Source organism: Streptomyces sp. NBC_01077 (assembly GCF_045162855.1).
In the GTDB taxonomy this organism is placed as follows: Bacteria; Actinomycetota; Actinomycetes; order Streptomycetales; family Streptomycetaceae; genus Streptomyces.
This window is the reverse complement of sequence record NZ_CP108669.1, coordinates 7,964,134-7,981,322: the sequence shown is the minus strand read 5'-3', so window position 1 is coordinate 7,981,322 and position 17,189 is coordinate 7,964,134. Positions and strand designations below refer to the sequence as shown.

Sequence of the window (17,189 nt, the reverse complement as noted above, 5' to 3'; positions counted from 1 at the left end):
GGCTCTCAGGCTCCTTTCAGGCCGCCGATGCCCAGGGAGTCTCCCTGGCGGGCGGCGGTGTCCGGCGGCGAGGCGGGCAGGTCGTCGAGGAGGTCGGCGCTCGGCACGAAGAAGAGGCCGCCGGTGACGGCCCGGGAGAAGTCGAGGATGCGGTCCGTGTTGCCCGGGGGGTCTCCGAGGAACATGTTGCGCAGCATCAGCTCGGTCACGGCAGGCGTGCGCGCGTAACCGATGAAGTACGTGCCGAACTCACCGCCGCCGATCTGTCCGAACGGCATGTTCGCGCGGAAGATCTGCCTGCTGACGCCGTCCTCGTCGACGATCGTGTTCAGCGCGACGTGCGAGTTCGCCGGTTTGACGTCGTCGGGCATCTCCACATTGGACGCCTTGCCGCGTCCGATGACGTGTTCCTGCTGTTCGACGGTGAGGGCGTCCCAGGCCGGCATCTCGTGCAGGTACTTCTGCACGATGACGTAGCTGCCGCCGCGGAATTCGGGATCCTCGTCGCCGATGTGGACCGCCTCGGCCGCCACCTGGCCGCCCGGGTTCTCGCTGCCGTCGACGAAGCCGAGGAGGTCGCGCTCGTCGAAGTACGCGAAGCCGTGCACCTCGTCGACCACGGTCACCGCGCCGCCCAGGCTCTCCACGATCAGCCTGGCCAGTTCGAAGCAGAGGTCCATGCGCCGGGCGCGTACATGGAACAGCAGGTCACCGGGGGTGGCCGGGGCGCGGTGCCCGGGCCCTCTGAGGGCCGGGAAGGGGTGGAGTTCACGGGGGCGCGGACCGCCGACGAGCCGGTCCCAGCCCTCGGAGCCGATCCCGGCGACGCAGGTGAGGCCGGAGTCGGGGGAACGGAAGGACACCGACCGGATCAGGCCGGTCAGGTCCTGGAGCGTCTCCCGCACGGTGGCCTCACCGCCGGGGTTGACGGTGGCCACGAGGAACACGCCCGCCCGGGAGGGCGGGACGACGACGGGTTGGACGACGACCATGGGACTCCCGCCGAAAGACAATGGTGGCAATAGCTGGCAGCAATGGCCAAAAAGGACAGGAAAGACAGCGCCAGCGTAGGCGCGCATGATCCGGTACGCAGCCCGTACGGCCTTCCGGGACCGAGTGGCACCCGTGAACCGGCGGGCATAGCCTGCGCAAGGAGTGGTTTCTTGTACCGCTATGCCCTGAATATCCGCAGGTGAAAGGGTGAACCAGTCGTGAGCACCGACCAGGAAGCGCAGGAATCCCTGGAGCCCGACGCACCGGAGCCCCGGGAGCCCCGCGTGGGCCCCACCCCCGAGGGCGACCCGGAGTTCCACCCGTACCACCACCCCGCCGCGGGCTGGGGCGCCGCCAAGAGCGTGACCAACTTCCTCGTACGCGAGGGAGCGCTGGTGGACGGCCCGCGCGCGATCATGCGGATGAACCACGAGAACACCGGTTTCGACTGCCCCGGCTGCGCGTGGCCCGACGACACCAAGGGCCTGCACCTCGACATCTGCGAGAACGGGATCAAGCACGTCACCTGGGAGATGACCCGTAAGCGCGTCGGCAGCGAGTTCTTCGCCGCGCACTCGGTCTCCGAGCTCGCCGGGTGGAGCGACTACGACCTGGAGAACGAGGGCCGGCTGACCGAGCCGATGGTCTACGACCCCGAGTCGGACCACTACGTCCCGATCACCTGGAAGGACGCGTTCGAGGTGGTCGGCCGTGCCCTGCGCGGCCTCGACGACCCGAACCAGGCGTCGTTCTACACGTCGGGGCGGCTCGGCAACGAGGCCACCTTCCTCTACCAGCTGATGGCCCGTGAGCTGGGCACCAACAATCTGCCCGACTGCTCCAACATGTGTCACGAGGCCAGCGGCCGCGCCCTCCGGGCCTCCCTGGGCACGGGCAAGGGCACCGTCGACCTCAAGGACTGGGAGACCGCCGACGCGCTGTTCATCTTCGGGGTGAACGCCGCCTCCAACGCGCCCCGGATGCTGACCGCGCTCGCCGAGGCGTACCACCGCGGCGCCCAGATCGTGCACGTCAACCCGCTCGTCGAGGCGGCCGCCACCCGGACCATCGTGCCGCACGACTTCACGGACATGGCCCTCCTCAAGACGACGAGGACCAGCACCCTGAACCTCCAGCCGCGCATCGGCGGCGACATGGCGCTGATCCGTGGCATGGCCAAGGCGATCCTCGATCGGTCCGCGACCGACCCCAAGGCCCTCGACCAGGAGTTCATCGACCGCCACACCTCCGGCTTCGACGAGTACCGCGCACAGTGCGAGGGCACGCCGTGGGAGGAGATCGAGAGCCAGTCCGGGCTGAGCCGCGCCGACATCCTCAAGGCCGCGCACGTGTACGGCGAGGCCGACCGCTCCATCGTCAGCTGGTGTCTGGGCCTCACCCAGCACGAGCACGGGGTCGACACCGTCCGGGAGATCGTCAACCTGCTGCTGCTCCGCGGCAACCTGGGACGGGAGGGCGCCGGCCCGTCCCCCGTCCGCGGACACAGCAACGTCCAGGGCAACCGCACCTGCGGCATCGACCACCGCCCCAGCGACGCGTTCCTCGACCGACTCGGCGAGGTCTGCGAGATCGAGCCGCCGCGCGAGCACGGCATGGACACCGTCCGCACCATCGAGGCGATGGGACGCGGCGAGATCAAGGTGTTCGTCGGCATGGGCGGCAACTTCGCGCTCGCCGCGCCCGACACCCCGCTCACCTACGCGGCGCTGCGCACCTGCGACCTCACCGTCCAGGTCAGCACCAAACTGAACCGCAGTCACATCGTCCACGGCAAGCAGGCCCTCATCCTGCCGTGCCTCGGCCGGACCGAGAAGGACCATCAGCGCAAGGGCATCCAGAGCACCTCCGTCGAGGACTCGATGAGCATGGTCCATCTGTCGATCGGCATGAAGCGCCCGGCCTCCTCGCACCTGCTGTCCGAGCCGGCCATCGTCGCCGGCATGGCGCGGGCCGCGCTGCCCGACAGTGCCACGCCCTGGGAGTGGTACATCGAGGACTACGACCGCATCCGGGACACCATGGCCAAGGCCCTCGACGGCTTCGAGGACTTCAACCGGCGGGTGCGCCTCCCGCTCGGCTTCCGCATCAAGCAGCCGGCCCGCGAACTGGTCTTCCTCACCCCGTCCGGGCGCGCCGAGTTCTCCAGTGCCCCGCTGCCCGACGTCGTGCCCGAGCCCGGCACCCTGGCCCTGGGCACCATGCGGTCCCACGATCAGTGGAACACCACGATCTACTCCGACAACGACCGCTACCGCGGCATCAAGAACCTGCGCACGCTGGTCTTCATGAACCGGGCCGACATGCGGGAGCGCGGGATCGCCGACATGGGGCCCGTCGAGATCACGAGCACCGCGAAGGACGGCAGCAAGCGGTCCCTCAGCGGCTACCTCGCGATTCCGTACGACATTCCCCGGGGCTGCGCGGCCGGCTACATGCCCGAGATGAACGTGCTGTGCGCGCTGGTCGACTACAGCACGCAGAGCGACCAGCCGATCATGAAGCACGTCAAGGTGACGATCGAGCCGGCCGCCTGACTCCCCTGCGGGCGAAGGGAGTTCACCTCCACCGGGCGAGCCGGTCCAGGAGAAGGTATGCGCGCCGTTCCGCTGCGGCGAGCTCGGTGGGGTCGATCTCGGCCGGCCAGAGCTCGCCCGCGGCGGCGTCGTCCGCCTCCCGCAACTCCACGACGGCGGCCGCCAGTTGCTCCTGGATCACGGGAAGCGAGCGCGCCACGCCCTCGTCCGACACCTGCTCGTGCGACACCTGCCCGTCCAGCGCCCGCACGTCCAGCGTCCGCTCGTCCGAAACCCGCTCGTCCAGCGCACGCTCGGCACGCCGTGACGCCGCCACGCACGCGGCGAGTGCGCGCTGCGCCCGTACGGCCGCCCGGTCGTGCACCACGACGAGCGCGCAGACCAGCGCGATGCCGACCCCGAGCAGACTGCTCAGCGCCCGGTCCTGCACGAGGTCCCCGGTCGGTGAGGGGGCGGCCAGGTCGGTGAGCAGCAGCGCGAGCGGGGTGAGGAAGACGACGCCGAGACCGTAGTTGCGGGCGACGACGTATTCGAGGAGGAATTCGAGGAGCACGATCACCAGGACGAGGACGACCGCGTCGGGGCGTGCGGCGAGCACGCCGAGGGCGAGCATCAGTCCGGCCATCGTGCCGAGGGTCCGCTGCACGGCCCGCTGCGCCGCCGTCCGTACGTTGATCGAGTGCAGGACGGCGGCCGCTGAGATCGCCGCCCAGTAGCCGTGGCCGAGACCGAGCAGCAGGGCGGCCGCACCGGCGAGGCCGGTGCCGAGGACCATCCGCAGCGCGGGAACGAGCAGGATCGCCGTACGACCGGGGGCGCCGCCGCCGGAAGTGCCACCACCGGGAAAGCCTCGCCCCATCACCAGCTCCGCGGCCCGCAGTTCGGTGGCCCGCAGGGTGGTGGGACCGTCGGTAGCCACGCCCGGGACGGCGGCGCCCTGGGCGATGAGGGACGGGACCGCGAGCTCGGGCAGTATCCGGGGAAGCCGTCGGCGGCGGCTCACCAGCAGTCGGACCTGTCGGCGCAGGTTCCGTGCCAGGCCGGTGGGGTCGTCCGGTACCCGCCGGGCGGAACCGATGAGCAGCGCCCAGGCGAGGTCGGTGAGACGGAGGCAGGTGTCGCCCCGGCCGCCCCGCTGGGCGGCGCTCGGGGGCATGACCCCGAGCGTCCGGTACGCCTGGAGCACGGCGGCCGTCGCCCGGTGCCGTACGAGGCCGCGGCCGTTCCCTCCTCCCGCCGCCTCCCACAGGTCCGCCAGTTCGCGCAGCGCCGCCGCCACGGCGAGGCGCTGCGGCCGGTCCGGGTGCACGAACCACCCGAGGACGGCGAGGACCCAGGCCACGACCGCGCCCGTCGCGGCCAGGGTCGTCTGGGGAAGGATCTGCGCGGGATCGGTCGAGCCGTTGGCGGCCACGGCGAACGAGAAGAGCAGCAGCACCGCGCCGAGGCCGCTCAGCCGGGCGGCGTCACAGGCGAACTTCGCGGCACCGGCCACCACGGCCGTCGCCGCGACCGTCACTGCGGCGCCCGCTCCCCCGTCCCTCGGCTGGGCCCAGACGGCGAGCGCCGAACCACAGCCCACGCACGCGGTCATGGCCACGGCGACGAAGGCGAGCACCCGGGCCCGCCGCGCGTAGGGGAGGTTGCGGCCGAAGGTGGTGGTGAAGGAGCCGAGCATCGTGTAGACGGCGAGATCGGCGTGCCCTGCCAGGGCCATCGGCAGCGCGGGCACGGCCATGGCGAGGGCGGCGCGCAGAGCGAAGGACAGGGCGCCGTCCACGCTCTGGAGCGCCAGCGCACCCCGAGGGGAGAGCGCCCGCCCGGCACGGACGGCCGCCCGCCGCCAACCGCCAGGCACTGCACCCTCCTTGGCCCCGCCCCCACCGGCCCGGTTCCTCCCACCGGCCGGCTCCCTCTGTCCGTCCGGCTCCCCCGGCCCGTCCGGCTCCCCCCGGTCGCTCAGCACGCGCCGACCCACTCCTCGTCGCCGTCCACGAAGATCTGCCGCTTCCAGATGGGCACCTCGTGCTTCAGGTCCTCGACCAGGCGCTCGCAGGCCGCGAAGGCCTCCGCGCGGTGCGGGCAGGCGACGGCCGCGATGACGGCGACGTCCCCCACGGCCAGGTGGCCGGTCCGGTGGACGGCGACCAGTGCGCGTACGGGGAAGCCGGCGGCGACCTTCTCGGCCACCCGGCGCAGCTCGGCCTCGGCGCCGGGGTGGGCGCTGTACGCCAGCGAGGCCACCGGCCTGCCGCCGTCGTGGTCGCGCACGGTGCCGACGAAGAGAGCGGTACCGCCGGCGGCATCGTCGCCCACCGCCGCGTACACCTCGTCGAGGGAGAGCGGGGTGTCCCGTACGGCGAGAAGCCGGATCGGATCGTCGGCGGCGTCGCCGTGGGTGTCGGAGGCGTCGGGCAGGTGCGTCATGGGTCCAGGTCCTAGCAGTGGGGGCGTCGGCGGTACGGGGGCGGGGCTCAGCCGCCCGCGAACGGGGGCAGTACTTCGACCGTGCCTCCTTCGGCCAGCGGTACGGCGGAGTGGTCCCGGCTGCCGACCGGCCGGCCGTCCACCAGGAACGAGCAGTGGCCCAGGAGTCGGGCGAAGCGCGGCCGGTCGACGCGGGAGGCGCGGACCTGTGCCAGTGCCTCGGCGAGGGTCGTGGCGCGATAGGGCTCCTCCGGCGTTCCGGCCTCGGCCTTCGCGGCCGCCCAGTAGCGGATGGTTCCGGCGGGTGTCGTCGACGACGTCACGGGTGTGCCTCCTCGGGTGGGTTCTTGTGCACGCCGGTCACGGTCCGGGGACGGCGAGCACCTCGGCATAGCCCCCGGCGGCCACGCCTCCGGGCGGCACCACCGCGAGTCCGTCGGCGAAGGCGAGCCCGCGCAGCATGGCCGGCCCGTCGAAGGGCAGCGGGGCCACCTCCCGCCCGGTACGGCGTACCGGCAGCAGCCGGGTGTCCCTCGGATGCCCGGGCAGGGCGGCGGCGCAGGTCGCACGGTACGGCTCGGCGTCCGTGTGCCCGCCGAGCCGACGCAGCAGCGGTACGGCGAGGGTCACCGTGCCGGCGACTGCGGCCAGCGGGTTGCCGGGCAGGCCCACGAGGTGGCGGGTCCGGCCGTCGGCGCCCGGCGGCAGTTCGGCGAGCAGCATGGGGTGACCGGGCCGTACGGCGACGGAGTCGACGAGGAGCCGGGCGCCCAGCTCCGCGAGCACGTCGTGCAGGAAGTCCACGGGCCCGGCGGCGGTGCTGCCGGTGGTGACGACGACATCGGCGGTGGAGTCGCGTACGGCCTCGTACAGCGGCCCGAAGTCGTCCGGCACCGGGCGGCGGGCCGTGACGTCCGCGCCCCGGTCGCACAGCCAGGGCCGCAGGAGCGGACCGAGCGCGTCGCGCACGCGCCCGTCCCGGGGCAGCCCCGACTCCAGCAACTCGTCGCCGAGCACGAGGAGTTCGACGCTCGGGCGGCGGTGCACGGTGAGCCGGTCGTACCCGGCCGCCGCCGCGAGGCCGAGGACGGCGGGAGTCACGGTCGTGCCGACGGGGAGCAGGGGCTCGCCCGCACGGCTCTCCTGCCCCTGGAGTCGGATGTCGTGTCCGGGCGCCAGGGGTCCGGGCCCGGTGGAGCGGTCGAGCAGCATCCCGCTCCGGGCGTCGACTTCCCCGTACTCGCGGCGGAGCACCGCACTGGCTCCCGAGGGCAGCCGGGCGCCGGTGGCGATGGGGACGGCGGTGCCGTGGCGCAACGGCTCGGGCTGCCCACCGGCCAGGACGCCGCCGCCCCGCAGCCGCCAGGGCCCGGGTCCGGGTCCGGCCACGGCCCACCCGTCCATCGCGGAAGTGTCGAACGGCGGAAGGGCGGTGAGCGCCGTCAGCGGCACGGCGAGCGCATGCCCGAGCGCCTCGGCGAGGCCACGGCCGGCGACGGGCAGGGGCGGTACGTCGCGGGCGACGCTCCGGGCCCGGTCCCAGGCCACGGCATGGGCGTGCCCTGTGGGGTGTCTCATGGGTGCCACGGCCATGCGCTCTTTCTCACTTCCGTTCTCATCCGCCGATCGCCGACATCGGGCGCTCCGGCCGCCGGAACTCCGGGCTGTCGATCGCGTGGCCGGGGCCCTTGCCGCCGATCGAGCTCCGCCAGGCCGCCTCGATCGCCGCGTCGTCGGCGCCGCCCCTCAGCAGCGCCCGCAGGTCCGACTCCTGGGTGGCGAAGAGGCAGTTGCGCAGCTGTCCGTCGGCCGTGAGCCGGACCCGGTCGCAGCTGCCGCAGAACGGGCGGGTCACGCTGGCGATGACCCCCACCAGCGTGTCCGTCCCGGCGATCCGCCACTCCTCGGCGGGTGCGTTGCCCCGCTGCCCGACCGGGATCAGCTCGAAGCGCTCGCCGAGACGGTCGAGGATCTCCTCGGCGGTGACCATCCGGTCCCGGTCCCAGGCGCCCTGCGCGTCGAGGGGCATCGACTCGATGAACCGCGCCCGGTAGCCGTGCTCGACGGCGAACGCGGCGAGGTCGGCGATCTCGTCGTCGTTGACCCCGCGCACCGGAACGGTGTTGATCTTGACGGGGGCGAGGTCAGCGGCACGGGCGGCGCGCAGACCGTCCAGGACGTCGGCGAGCCGGTCGCGCCGGGTGATCGCGGCGAACCGCTCGGGGCGCAGGGTGTCGAGGCTGATGTTGACCCGGCTCAGCCCGGCCTCGCGCAGGGCGGCGGCGCTGCGCGCCAGGCCGATGCCGTTGGTGGTGAGGGACAGTTCGGGGGCGTCGGGCAGGGCGTGCAGGCGGGCGACGAGTCCGGGCAGGCCGCGACGCAGCAACGGTTCGCCGCCGGTCAGCCGTACCTCGGTGATGCCGAGGCGCCGGGCGGCGACGCGGACGAGCCTGACGACCTCGTCGTCGGTGAGCAGCTCGGGCCGGGGCAGCCAGTCGAGGCCCTCGGCGGGCATGCAGTACGTGCAGCGCAGGTTGCAGCGGTCGGTGAGCGACACCCGGAGGTCCGTGTGGACGCGGCCGAAGCGGTCCGTCAGCGGAGCCGGGGCGGCCTCGTCGAGAAACGGTCGGGACACGGTTGCCTTCTTCCTCTGCCCGGCGGGGCAGTCGCGCATTTCTCACCCGCCGACCACTTTCGAGGGATACCGGGAAGAAGTCAAAGAGGGTTTCTCTATTACGTGATCGGTGGCGCCGATCTGACCTCATCGAACCCACCTGACCTGCGATGTCGCAGCGATAAGCCACACCTATCAGCTCATCGAATTCTCCTCTTTGACTTCCCGCCGCGAATAAGCGGATATTCGCTTCACGATCTCCGGCACACAGGGCCCCAGGCAAAGAAAAAGAGGCGCACCCGTCATGAGCAGCCGCATCGAGGACGATCCGGGCGACGATCTGAAGGTCACCCCGCCGAAGACCTGGGCGACAGGTCTGCCCGCGGTGACGCACGCACTGGAGTACTCCCTGGGCCAGACGTCCCCGCGTCGTACCGCGTTGACGCTGCTGAACATCAACCAGCCCAAGGGCATCGACTGCCCCGGCTGCGCCTGGCCCGAGCCCGCGCCGGGCAAGCGGCACATGAACGAGTACTGCGAGAACGGCGCCAAGCACATCAACGACGAGGCGACCTCCCGCCGCGTCACCCGGGAGTTCTTCCGCGAGCACTCGATCGCCGAGCTCGACGGCATGTCCGACTACTGGCTGAACCAGCAGGGCCGGCTGACCGAGCCGATGGTGAAGCGGCCCGGCGGAACCCACTACGAGCCGATCGGCTGGGACGAGGCGCTCGGGCTGCTCGCCGAGGAGCTGCGGCGCCTTGACTCCCCCGACGAGGCCCTGTTCTACGTCTCGGGCCGGCTGAACAACGAGGCCGCGTTCCTCCTTCAGCTCTTCGCGCGCGCGTACGGCACGAACAACCTGCCCGACTGCTCCAACATGTGTCACGAGTCCAGCGGATTCGCCATGTCGGAGACGCTCGGCATCGGCAAGGGCAGTGTCTCCCTCGACGACATCCACGACTCCGACCTGATCTTCGTCGTCGGCCAGAACCCGGGCACCAACCACCCCCGGATGCTCTCGGCCCTTGAGGAGACCAAGCGCAACGGCGGCCGGGTCGTGGCGGTCAACACGCTGCCCGAGGCCGGGCTCATGCGCTTCAAGCACCCGCAGAAGGCCCGCGGGATCCTCGGCCGCGGCACGCCCCTGGCCGATCAGTTCCTGCACATCCGCGCCGGTGGCGACCTGGCCCTGTTCCAGGCCCTGAACCGGCTGCTCCTGGAGGCCGAGGACGCCGCGCCGGGGACCGTGCTCGACCACGACTTCATCCGTACGCACACGACCGGCTTCGAGGACTTCGCCGAGCACGCGCGGAAGACCGCCTGGGAGGACATCCTGGCGGCGACCGGGCTGTCCCGCGAGGAGATCCAGGAGGTGTTCGAGCGGGTCCTGCGGAGCGAGAAGATCATCGTGTGCTGGGCGATGGGGCTCACCCAGCACAAGCACGGGGTCCCGACCATCCGCGAGGTGGTGAACTTCCTCCTCGCCCGGGGCAACATCGGCAGGCCCGGCGCGGGCGTGTGCCCGGTGCGCGGCCACAGCAACGTCCAGGGCGACCGCACCATGGGGGTCTGGGAGCAGATGCCGCAGGAGTTCCTCGACGCGCTGGAGGCCGAATTCGGCTTCGCACCGCCCGCCCACCACGGTCTGGACGCGGTGAACAGCATCCGGGCCATGGACGAGGGCCGCGCCAAGGTCTTCCTGGGCGTCGCCGGCAACTTCGTCCGGGCCACCCCGGACAGCGAGGTCACCGAGGCCGCGATGCGGAAGTGCCGGCTCACCGCGCACATCTCCACCAAGCTCAACCGCTCCCACACGGTCTGCGGCGACACCGCCCTCATCCTGCCCACCCTCGGCCGCAGCGACCGGGACGTCCAGGCGACCGGCGAGCAGTTCGTGACCGTCGAGGACTCGATGAGCGACGTCCACGCCTCCCGGGGGAAACTGCCCCCGGCCTCGCCGCACCTGCTCAGCGAGGTCGCGATCATCGCCCGGCTGGCCCGCAGGACGCTGGGCGACGAGCCGGCCGTCCCCTGGGAGCTGTTCGAGGCGGATTACGGCACCATCCGCGATCGGATCTCCCGCGTCGTTCCGGGTTTCGAGGACTTCAACGCCCGGGTGGCCGAGCCCGGCGGCTTCACGCTGCCCAACCCGGTGAACCGGGGGGTCTTCCCGACCCCGAGCGGCAAGGCCGTCTTCACCCGCAACGACTTCACGATGCCGCACATACCCGAGGGCCATCTGCTGCTGCAGACCCTGCGCTCGCACGACCAGTGGAACACCGTCTGGTACGCGCCGAACGACCGCTACCGGGGCATCCACGACGCCCGCCGGGTCGTCCTCGTGAACCCCGCGGACCTGGCGGCCCTCGGCCTCGCCGACCGTGACACCGTGGACCTGGTGAGCGTCTGGCACGACGGCCGGGAGCGCCGGGCGGAGAACTTCCGGGTCGTGGCGTACCCCGCGAGCCGTGGCTCGGCGGCGGCGTACTACCCGGAGACCAACGTCCTGGTGCCGCTGGACAGCGTCGCCGACATCAGCAACTGCCCGACCTCGAAGGGAGTCGTCGTCCGCCTCGAACGCACCTCATGACACAGTCGTACGAGGCCGCCCGGAACGGCACGATCACACCACAGCGTCGGAGCGGCGCTCCGAGGAGAGGAACGAACCATGGGACGAGTGACCGTACGGCGGCGCGTCCTGCGCGTGCGCGAGGGGGACTCCTCCTACCGCCCGGACACCCTGGCCGCCGAGGAGCCGATGGAGATCCGCGTCGGCGGACGCCCGCTGACGGTGACGATGCGGACCCCCGGCGACGACTTCGACCTCGCGGTCGGCTTCCTGGTGAGCGAGGGCGTGGTGCACTCGGCCGAGGACGTGGCCGGCATCCGCTACTGCGCGGGCGCCACCGCCGACGGCGGCAACACGTACAACGTGGTCGACGTCGGCCTGGCGCCGGGCGTGGCAGCCCCCGACGCGTCACTTGAGCGGAACTTCTACACGACGTCCTCGTGCGGGCTGTGCGGCAAGGCCAGTCTGGACGCGGTGCGGACGACGGCCGCCTGGTCGGTCGCCGAGGACCCGCTGCGGATCGGGACGGACGTCCTCGCGGCCCTCCCGGACCGGCTGCGCGCGGCCCAGCGGGTGTTCGACAGCACCGGCGGCCTGCACGCGGCCGGGCTGTTCACGGCCGAGGGCGAGCTGGTGTGCCTGCGGGAGGACGTCGGCCGGCACAACGCCGTGGACAAGGTCGTCGGCCACGCCCTGCGGGAGGGGCTCCTGCCGCTGCGCGGATCGGTCCTGATGGTGAGCGGCCGGGCCTCGTTCGAGCTGGTGCAGAAGGCGGTGATGGCCGGAATCCCGCTGCTCGCGGCGGTCTCGGCGCCCTCCTCGCTCGCGGTGGACCTCGCTGCGGAGAGCGGTCTGACGCTGGTCGGCTTCCTGCGCGGATCCTCGATGAACGTGTACACGGGCGACGAGCGGCTGCACCCGCTGCCCGTGGCCTGACGTGTGGCGATTGGCTTTGTGCGAGACCGTCCGGTAGACCCGTGGAGTGCTGTTCCGTCAACTCGAGTACCTGGTGGCCCTCTCCCGCGAGCGCCACTTCGCCCGCGCCGCCCAGGCCTGCCACGTCTCCCAGCCCGCGCTCTCGGAGGCGATCCGCAAGCTGGAGGAGGAGCTCGACGTCCCGCTGGTGCTGCGCGGCCGCAAGTACGAGGGCCTCACCCCCGAGGGCGAGCGCATCGTCGTGTGGGCACAGCGGATCCTGGCCGACCGTGACGCCCTCAAGAACGAGGTCGGGCATCTCCGTACCGGGCTGAGCGGCCGGATGCGGATCGGTTCGGTCCCGACGGCGTCCGGCGCCGTCGCGCTGCTGACCGCCCCGTTCTGTCTGGCACATCCGCTGGTCACGGTGGAGGTGATAGCGGACCTCCAGTCGGAGGACGTGCTCCGGCAGCTGCGGAACTTCGAGATCGACGCCGGCGTGACGTACCTGCGCGAGGACCTCGGGGAGCAGTACCGGACGATTCCGCTGTACGAGGAGCGGTACGTGCTCCTCACCGGCGCCGCCGACGCCCCCGCCCCTCACGCGACGGCGACCTGGGCGGAGGCCGCGCGGCTGCCGCTCTGTCTGCTGACGGAGGCGATGCAGGGGCGCCGGGTCGTGGACGAGCTGTTCGCGGAGGTCGGCGTGCGGCCGTCGCCCCGGGTCGAGACGGACTCCGTGGCGGCGCTCTTCGCCCATGTCAGGACGGGCCGGTGGGCCAGCATCGTGCCGCACACCTGGCTGCACGTGTTCGGCGTGCCGCACGGCATGCGGGCGGTGCCGCTGGTCGAACCGGCCCGGACGGTGCCGATGGGCCTGGTGACGATCGCACGGGAGCCGGGATCGGTGATGGCCCGGGCGCTCCGGGAGATCGCGGGCGGCACCGACGTCGCCGCCGCGCTCGACCGTCTCCCAGGAGACCCGGGCCCTCACTGACCTAGGTCGTGTCCGGAAAGTAGCGCCGTCTGCCCGCAGGCCAGGCGGGACTTTCCGGACACGACCTGAGGCGTTACGCCGCAGCGCCGCTTCCCGCGGCCTCGTGCTGGGGCTCGGGCTCCCCGTCGGCCCCGCCCTTGTGCTTGCGTACCGTGCAGTGCAGCGAGTCGTCGACGACGTCGGCGACGATCGTGTCCCCCGGGTCGGCTTCTCCGCCGAGCAGCAGGGAGGCGATGCGGTTGTCGAGCTCGGTCTGGATGGTGCGGCGGAGCGGGCGGGCGCCGAACTCCGGCTGGTAGCCGTGGGCCACGAGCAGCTTCTTCGCCGCCTCGGTGACCTCCAGGGTGATGCCCTGCGCGTGCACGCGGTGCTTGCTGCGGTCCAGGAGGTGGTCGACGATCTCCGACAGGTCCTTCTCGGTGAGGCTGTGGAAGACGATGATGTCGTCGATACGGTTGAGGAACTCGGGCAGGAACCGGCCCCGCAGATCCTCCATCAGCTCGTCCTTGAGCTCGGCCGCGTCGCCCTCGTGGGCGAGGATCCGGTGGGCGCCGATGTTGGACGTCATGATGATGACGCAGTGCCGGAAGTCGACCGTGCGGCCCTGACCGTCGGTGAGCCGCCCGTCGTCGAGGATCTGGAGCAGCGTGTTGAAGACGTCGGGGTGGGCCTTCTCCACCTCGTCGAAGAGGACCACGCTGTACGGGTTGCGCCGCACCTTCTCGGTGAGCTGGCCCGCCTCCTCGTACCCGACATAACCGGGAGGCGCTCCGACGAGCCGGGCGACGGTGTGCTTCTCCTGGAACTCGCTCATGTCGAACCGGATCATGCGGTCCTCGTCGCCGAACAACAGGTCGGCGAGCGTCTTGGCGAGTTCGGTCTTGCCGACACCCGTGGGCCCGAGGAAGAGGAACGAGCCGACGGGCCGGTTCGGGTCGCCCATGCCGGCGCGGCTGCGGCGCACGGCTTCGGAGACCGCGGTGACCGCCTCGTCCTGGCCGACGATCCTGGCGTGCATCTCCTCCTCCAGCTTGAGGAGCTTCTCCTTCTCGCTGGCGGTGAGCTGGGAGACCGGGATGCCGGTACGGCGGGAGACGATGTCGGCGATGTCGGCGGCGGTGACCGAGACGACGCCTTCGCGGCGCTCCTCGATGCCCGCGAGTTCGCCCTCCGCCTCGGCGATCTGCCGCTTCAGGTCCGAGGCCTTCTCGAACTGCTCGGCGGCCACGGCCTGGTCCTTCTCGCGCTGCAGCTTGGCGAGCCGGTCCTCGCGGCCGACGACCTCGGTGGAGCGGCCGGCGCTGCGCAGCCGCACGCGCGCACCCGCCTGGTCCATCAGGTCGATGGCCTTGTCGGGCAGGAAGCGGTCGCCGATGTACCGGTCGGAGAGCTCCGCCGCCGCCGTGAGGGCCCCGTCGGCGAACCGGACCTGGTGGTGGGCCTCGTACGCGTCCCGCAGTCCTTCGAGGATCTGCACGGTCTCCTCGACCGTCGGCTCCGGGATGAGGACGGGCTGGAAGCGCCGTTCGAGGGCGGCGTCCTTCTCGATGTGCTTGCGGTACTCGTCGATCGTCGTCGCGCCCACGACGTGCAGCTCGCCGCGCGCGAGGGCGGGCTTGAGCATGTTGCCCGCGTCCATCGCGCCCTCGCCCGTGGCGCCCGCGCCGACGACCGTGTGCAGTTCGTCGATGAAGAGGATGATGTCGCCGCCGGACTGCTGGACGTCCTCGATGACCTTCTTGAGGCGCTCCTCGAACTGCCCGCGGTACTGCGCTCCGGCCACCAGCCCCGACAGGTCGAGGGAGACGACCCGCTTGCCCTTCAGGGTGTCGGGCACCTCACCCGCCACGATGCGCTGGGCGAGGCCCTCGACGATGGCGGTCTTGCCGACGCCGGGCTCGCCGATGAGCACGGGGTTGTTCTTGGAGCGCCGCGAGAGGATCTCGATGGTCTGCTCGATCTCCTCGGCGCGGCCGACCACCGGGTCGAGCCTGCCCGCCTTCGCCTCGTCCGTCAGGTCCCTGCCGAACTCGTCCAGGGTGGTGGCCGGCTGCTTCTGCTGCTTCCCGGCGGCCGGGGCACCACCCTCGGAGCGGGCCGCCTGGTCCGTGAGGCCGCGCAGCTTCTTCACGTCGTGGTCGTCGGCGCCCAGGAGCCGGGTCGCCCCCGAGTCGGCGTCGTCGAGGAGCGCCGCGAGGATGTGCTCGGGGCCGATGTACGACACGCCCGCCTCCTGCGAGCGGCCGTAGGCGGCGGCGAGGGTGCGCTTGGCCGCCGGGGTGAGTCCGGGCTCCGAGGAGGGCTCGCCGGACTCCCGGGGCAGCACCTCGTCGAGCTGGGCCGCGAGCGCCTCGGGGTCGACACCGACCTGGGACAGCAGTCTGCGCGAGGGGTCGACCTGCGTCGCCGCCCACAGCAGGTGTTCCGTGTCGAGGTCGGACGTGCCGTCCTCGACGGCCTTGCGGGCGGCCAGGTTGAGGAGTTCGTGCGAGGACTCGCTGAGGAGGCGCCCGATCGGTACGCGCTGTACGGCCGGGGGTGACGACGCCGGCGACATGCCGAAGAACCGGTTCAGCATGTCGCTGAACGGGTCGGACGAACCGAAGGGTGAACCGAACGCCATCGACATGCCAGCTCCAGGGACGTATAGGGGGCATTCCCACTCAAACGTGACGCCCTGGGCTCCGCAACCGGAATGGGACCCTGCGGAATTCACGCGCGGAGGAGCCGTGGTGCGGGCCCGACAGGGCCGACACACCTGCCATGGCCGACACGCCCGCCCGACCCGTACGGCCCGCAATCCCCGCCACGACGGCGCGCGCGTCGACGATGACTCCATGACGTCCGCGATCCCCCCACACACCCCCGGCCGGCAGGTCCGCGCCGGGACCCTCGCCCGGAACCCCAAGCTGTGGCTCGTACCGACCGTCCTGAGCGCACTGGTCGCCGTGGGCCTCTCGCTCCTCTACATGGGCGGCATCCTGAACCCGAACGACAACCTGCACAGGCTGCCCGTCGCCCTGGTCGACGAGGACCGGGGCACCCCGCTGCCCGGACAGCGGGAGACCCTGGGGAAGCAGATCACCGATTCCATCGTCGCCGCCGGTTCCTCGAAGACCAGCGTGGACTGGCGGCGGCTCGACCGCGCGGAAGCCCAGGACGCGCTGGCGTCCGGCGAGATCTTCGGCGCCCTCGTCGTCCCCGAGAACTTCACCGCCTCCGTCGCCGCCCTCACGACGAACCGGGCGACGGTACGGCCGACGCTCACCGTGCTCACCAATCCCGGCCTCGGCAGTCTGGGTTCGTCGCTGACGGCCCAGATCAACCAGAGCGCGGCCCATCAGGCCTCGCTGACCATCGGCAAGCAGCTCGCGGCCTCCACCGACGTCCCGACGACCCGGCTGCTCCTGGCCGACCCGGTGGCCGTCACCACCCAGGTCGGCCATCCGATCGGCCGTCACAGCGGCCTGGGCCTGACCGCCTTCTACTACACGCTGCTGCTCGTCCTCGGCGGCTTCATCGGCGGCAACCTCGTCAACAGCGGCGTCGACACCTCGCTCGGCTATGCCGACAGCGAGATCGGCCCCTGGCACTCCCGGTACCCCACCGTGCCCATCAGCCGCACGCAGACGCTCGTCCTGAAGATGCTGATGACGGCGGGCATCTCGGTCCTCACCACCACGCTCGTCATGGTGGCGACGATCTCGGTCCTGGGCATGGACGCCTCGCACCTGCCGATGCTGTGGATCTTCTCCTACTGCGCGACGGTCGCCGTCGGTCTGGGCGTCCAGGCCATCAACGCCGCGTTCGGCGGCATCGGCCAGCTCGTCTCCATGTTCGTCTTCATCGCCCTCGCCCTCCCCTCCTCCGGCGCGACCGTCCCACTGGAGGCCACCCCGGGCTTCTACCGCTTCCTGGGCGTCTTCGAGCCGATGCACCAGCTCAGCTCCGGTGTGCGGTCCATCCTGTACTTCGACGCCCGCGCCGACGCCGGCCTGGCCCGCGGCTGGATCATGATCGCGGTCGGCTCGGCCCTGGCCCTGGCGTTCGGCTTCGCCATGACCCACTACTACGACCGCCGGGGCCTGCGCCGCCTCACACCGCAGCCCGCCTGAG

Annotated in this window: 12 protein-coding genes; 5 read left to right on the top strand and 7 right to left on the bottom strand. The window is 71.7% G+C overall.

All coding sequences use genetic code 11. From position 1 onward, the window contains the following. Positions 1 to 5 precede the first annotated feature (5 nt). Positions 6 to 992, bottom strand: coding sequence for a Dyp-type peroxidase (locus OG462_RS36010; protein WP_406064320.1), 987 nt, complete (start codon positions 990 to 992; stop codon positions 6 to 8). Positions 993 to 1,211: 219 nt separating this feature from the next. On the opposite strand from OG462_RS36010, the gene OG462_RS36005 reads away from it, so the two are divergent. Further along, a complete protein-coding gene (locus OG462_RS36005) occupies positions 1,212 to 3,548 on the top strand; it encodes an FdhF/YdeP family oxidoreductase (RefSeq protein ID WP_406064318.1) in 2,337 nt (778 codons plus the stop codon). A 22-nt stretch (positions 3,549 to 3,570) separates the two neighbouring features. Here OG462_RS36005 and OG462_RS36000 read toward each other — a convergent pair whose 3' ends face one another. From OG462_RS36000 to moaA, 5 genes are all read right to left on the bottom strand, one after another. Further along, the gene (locus OG462_RS36000) at positions 3,571 to 5,286 is read right to left on the bottom strand and encodes an FUSC family protein (RefSeq protein ID WP_406066850.1); all 1,716 of its coding nucleotides are present in this window, start codon (positions 5,284 to 5,286) and stop codon (positions 3,571 to 3,573) included. A gap of 221 nt (positions 5,287 to 5,507) precedes the next feature. Continuing rightward, a complete protein-coding gene (locus OG462_RS35995) occupies positions 5,508 to 5,975 on the bottom strand; it encodes a molybdenum cofactor biosynthesis protein MoaE (protein WP_406064316.1) in 468 nt (155 codons plus the stop codon). Positions 5,976 to 6,022: 47 nt separating this feature from the next. Further along, positions 6,023 to 6,298, bottom strand: coding sequence for a MoaD/ThiS family protein (locus OG462_RS35990; protein WP_406064314.1), 276 nt, complete (start codon positions 6,296 to 6,298; stop codon positions 6,023 to 6,025). 37 nt (positions 6,299 to 6,335) lie between these two features. Next, positions 6,336 to 7,553, bottom strand: a complete 1,218-nt coding sequence (locus OG462_RS35985) for a molybdopterin molybdotransferase MoeA (RefSeq protein ID WP_406064312.1) — start codon at positions 7,551 to 7,553, stop codon at positions 6,336 to 6,338. 37 nt (positions 7,554 to 7,590) lie between these two features. Next, on the bottom strand, positions 7,591 to 8,610 hold the full coding sequence (moaA, locus tag OG462_RS35980) for a GTP 3',8-cyclase MoaA (RefSeq protein ID WP_406064310.1): 1,020 nt from the start codon (positions 8,608 to 8,610) through the stop codon (positions 7,591 to 7,593). Between the two features lie 283 nt (positions 8,611 to 8,893). Here moaA and OG462_RS35975 point away from each other — a divergent pair, with 283 nt between their 5' ends. The 3 genes from OG462_RS35975 to OG462_RS35965 all read left to right on the top strand — a co-directional run bounded on the left by OG462_RS35975 (position 8,894) and on the right by OG462_RS35965 (position 13,073). Next, positions 8,894 to 11,182 (top strand): FdhF/YdeP family oxidoreductase, encoded by a 2,289-nt coding sequence (locus OG462_RS35975; protein ID WP_406064309.1) that lies wholly within the window; start codon positions 8,894 to 8,896, stop codon positions 11,180 to 11,182. Between the two features lie 78 nt (positions 11,183 to 11,260). Beyond that, the gene (gene fdhD / locus OG462_RS35970; protein ID WP_406064307.1) at positions 11,261 to 12,097 is read left to right on the top strand and encodes a formate dehydrogenase accessory sulfurtransferase FdhD; all 837 of its coding nucleotides are present in this window, start codon (positions 11,261 to 11,263) and stop codon (positions 12,095 to 12,097) included. 46 nt (positions 12,098 to 12,143) lie between these two features. Further along, the gene (locus OG462_RS35965) at positions 12,144 to 13,073 is read left to right on the top strand and encodes a LysR family transcriptional regulator (protein ID WP_406064305.1); all 930 of its coding nucleotides are present in this window, start codon (positions 12,144 to 12,146) and stop codon (positions 13,071 to 13,073) included. 73 nt (positions 13,074 to 13,146) lie between these two features. Here OG462_RS35965 and OG462_RS35960 read toward each other — a convergent pair whose 3' ends face one another. After that, positions 13,147 to 15,702 (bottom strand): ATP-dependent Clp protease ATP-binding subunit, encoded by a 2,556-nt coding sequence (locus OG462_RS35960; RefSeq protein ID WP_406064303.1) that lies wholly within the window; start codon positions 15,700 to 15,702, stop codon positions 13,147 to 13,149. Between the two features lie 208 nt (positions 15,703 to 15,910). Between OG462_RS35960 and OG462_RS35955 the strand changes: the two genes are divergently transcribed. Beyond that, entirely contained in the window at positions 15,911 to 17,188 is a 1,278-nt protein-coding gene (locus OG462_RS35955) for a YhgE/Pip domain-containing protein (RefSeq protein WP_406064301.1), read from the top strand. The last annotated feature ends 1 nt before the right edge of the window (position 17,189 follow it).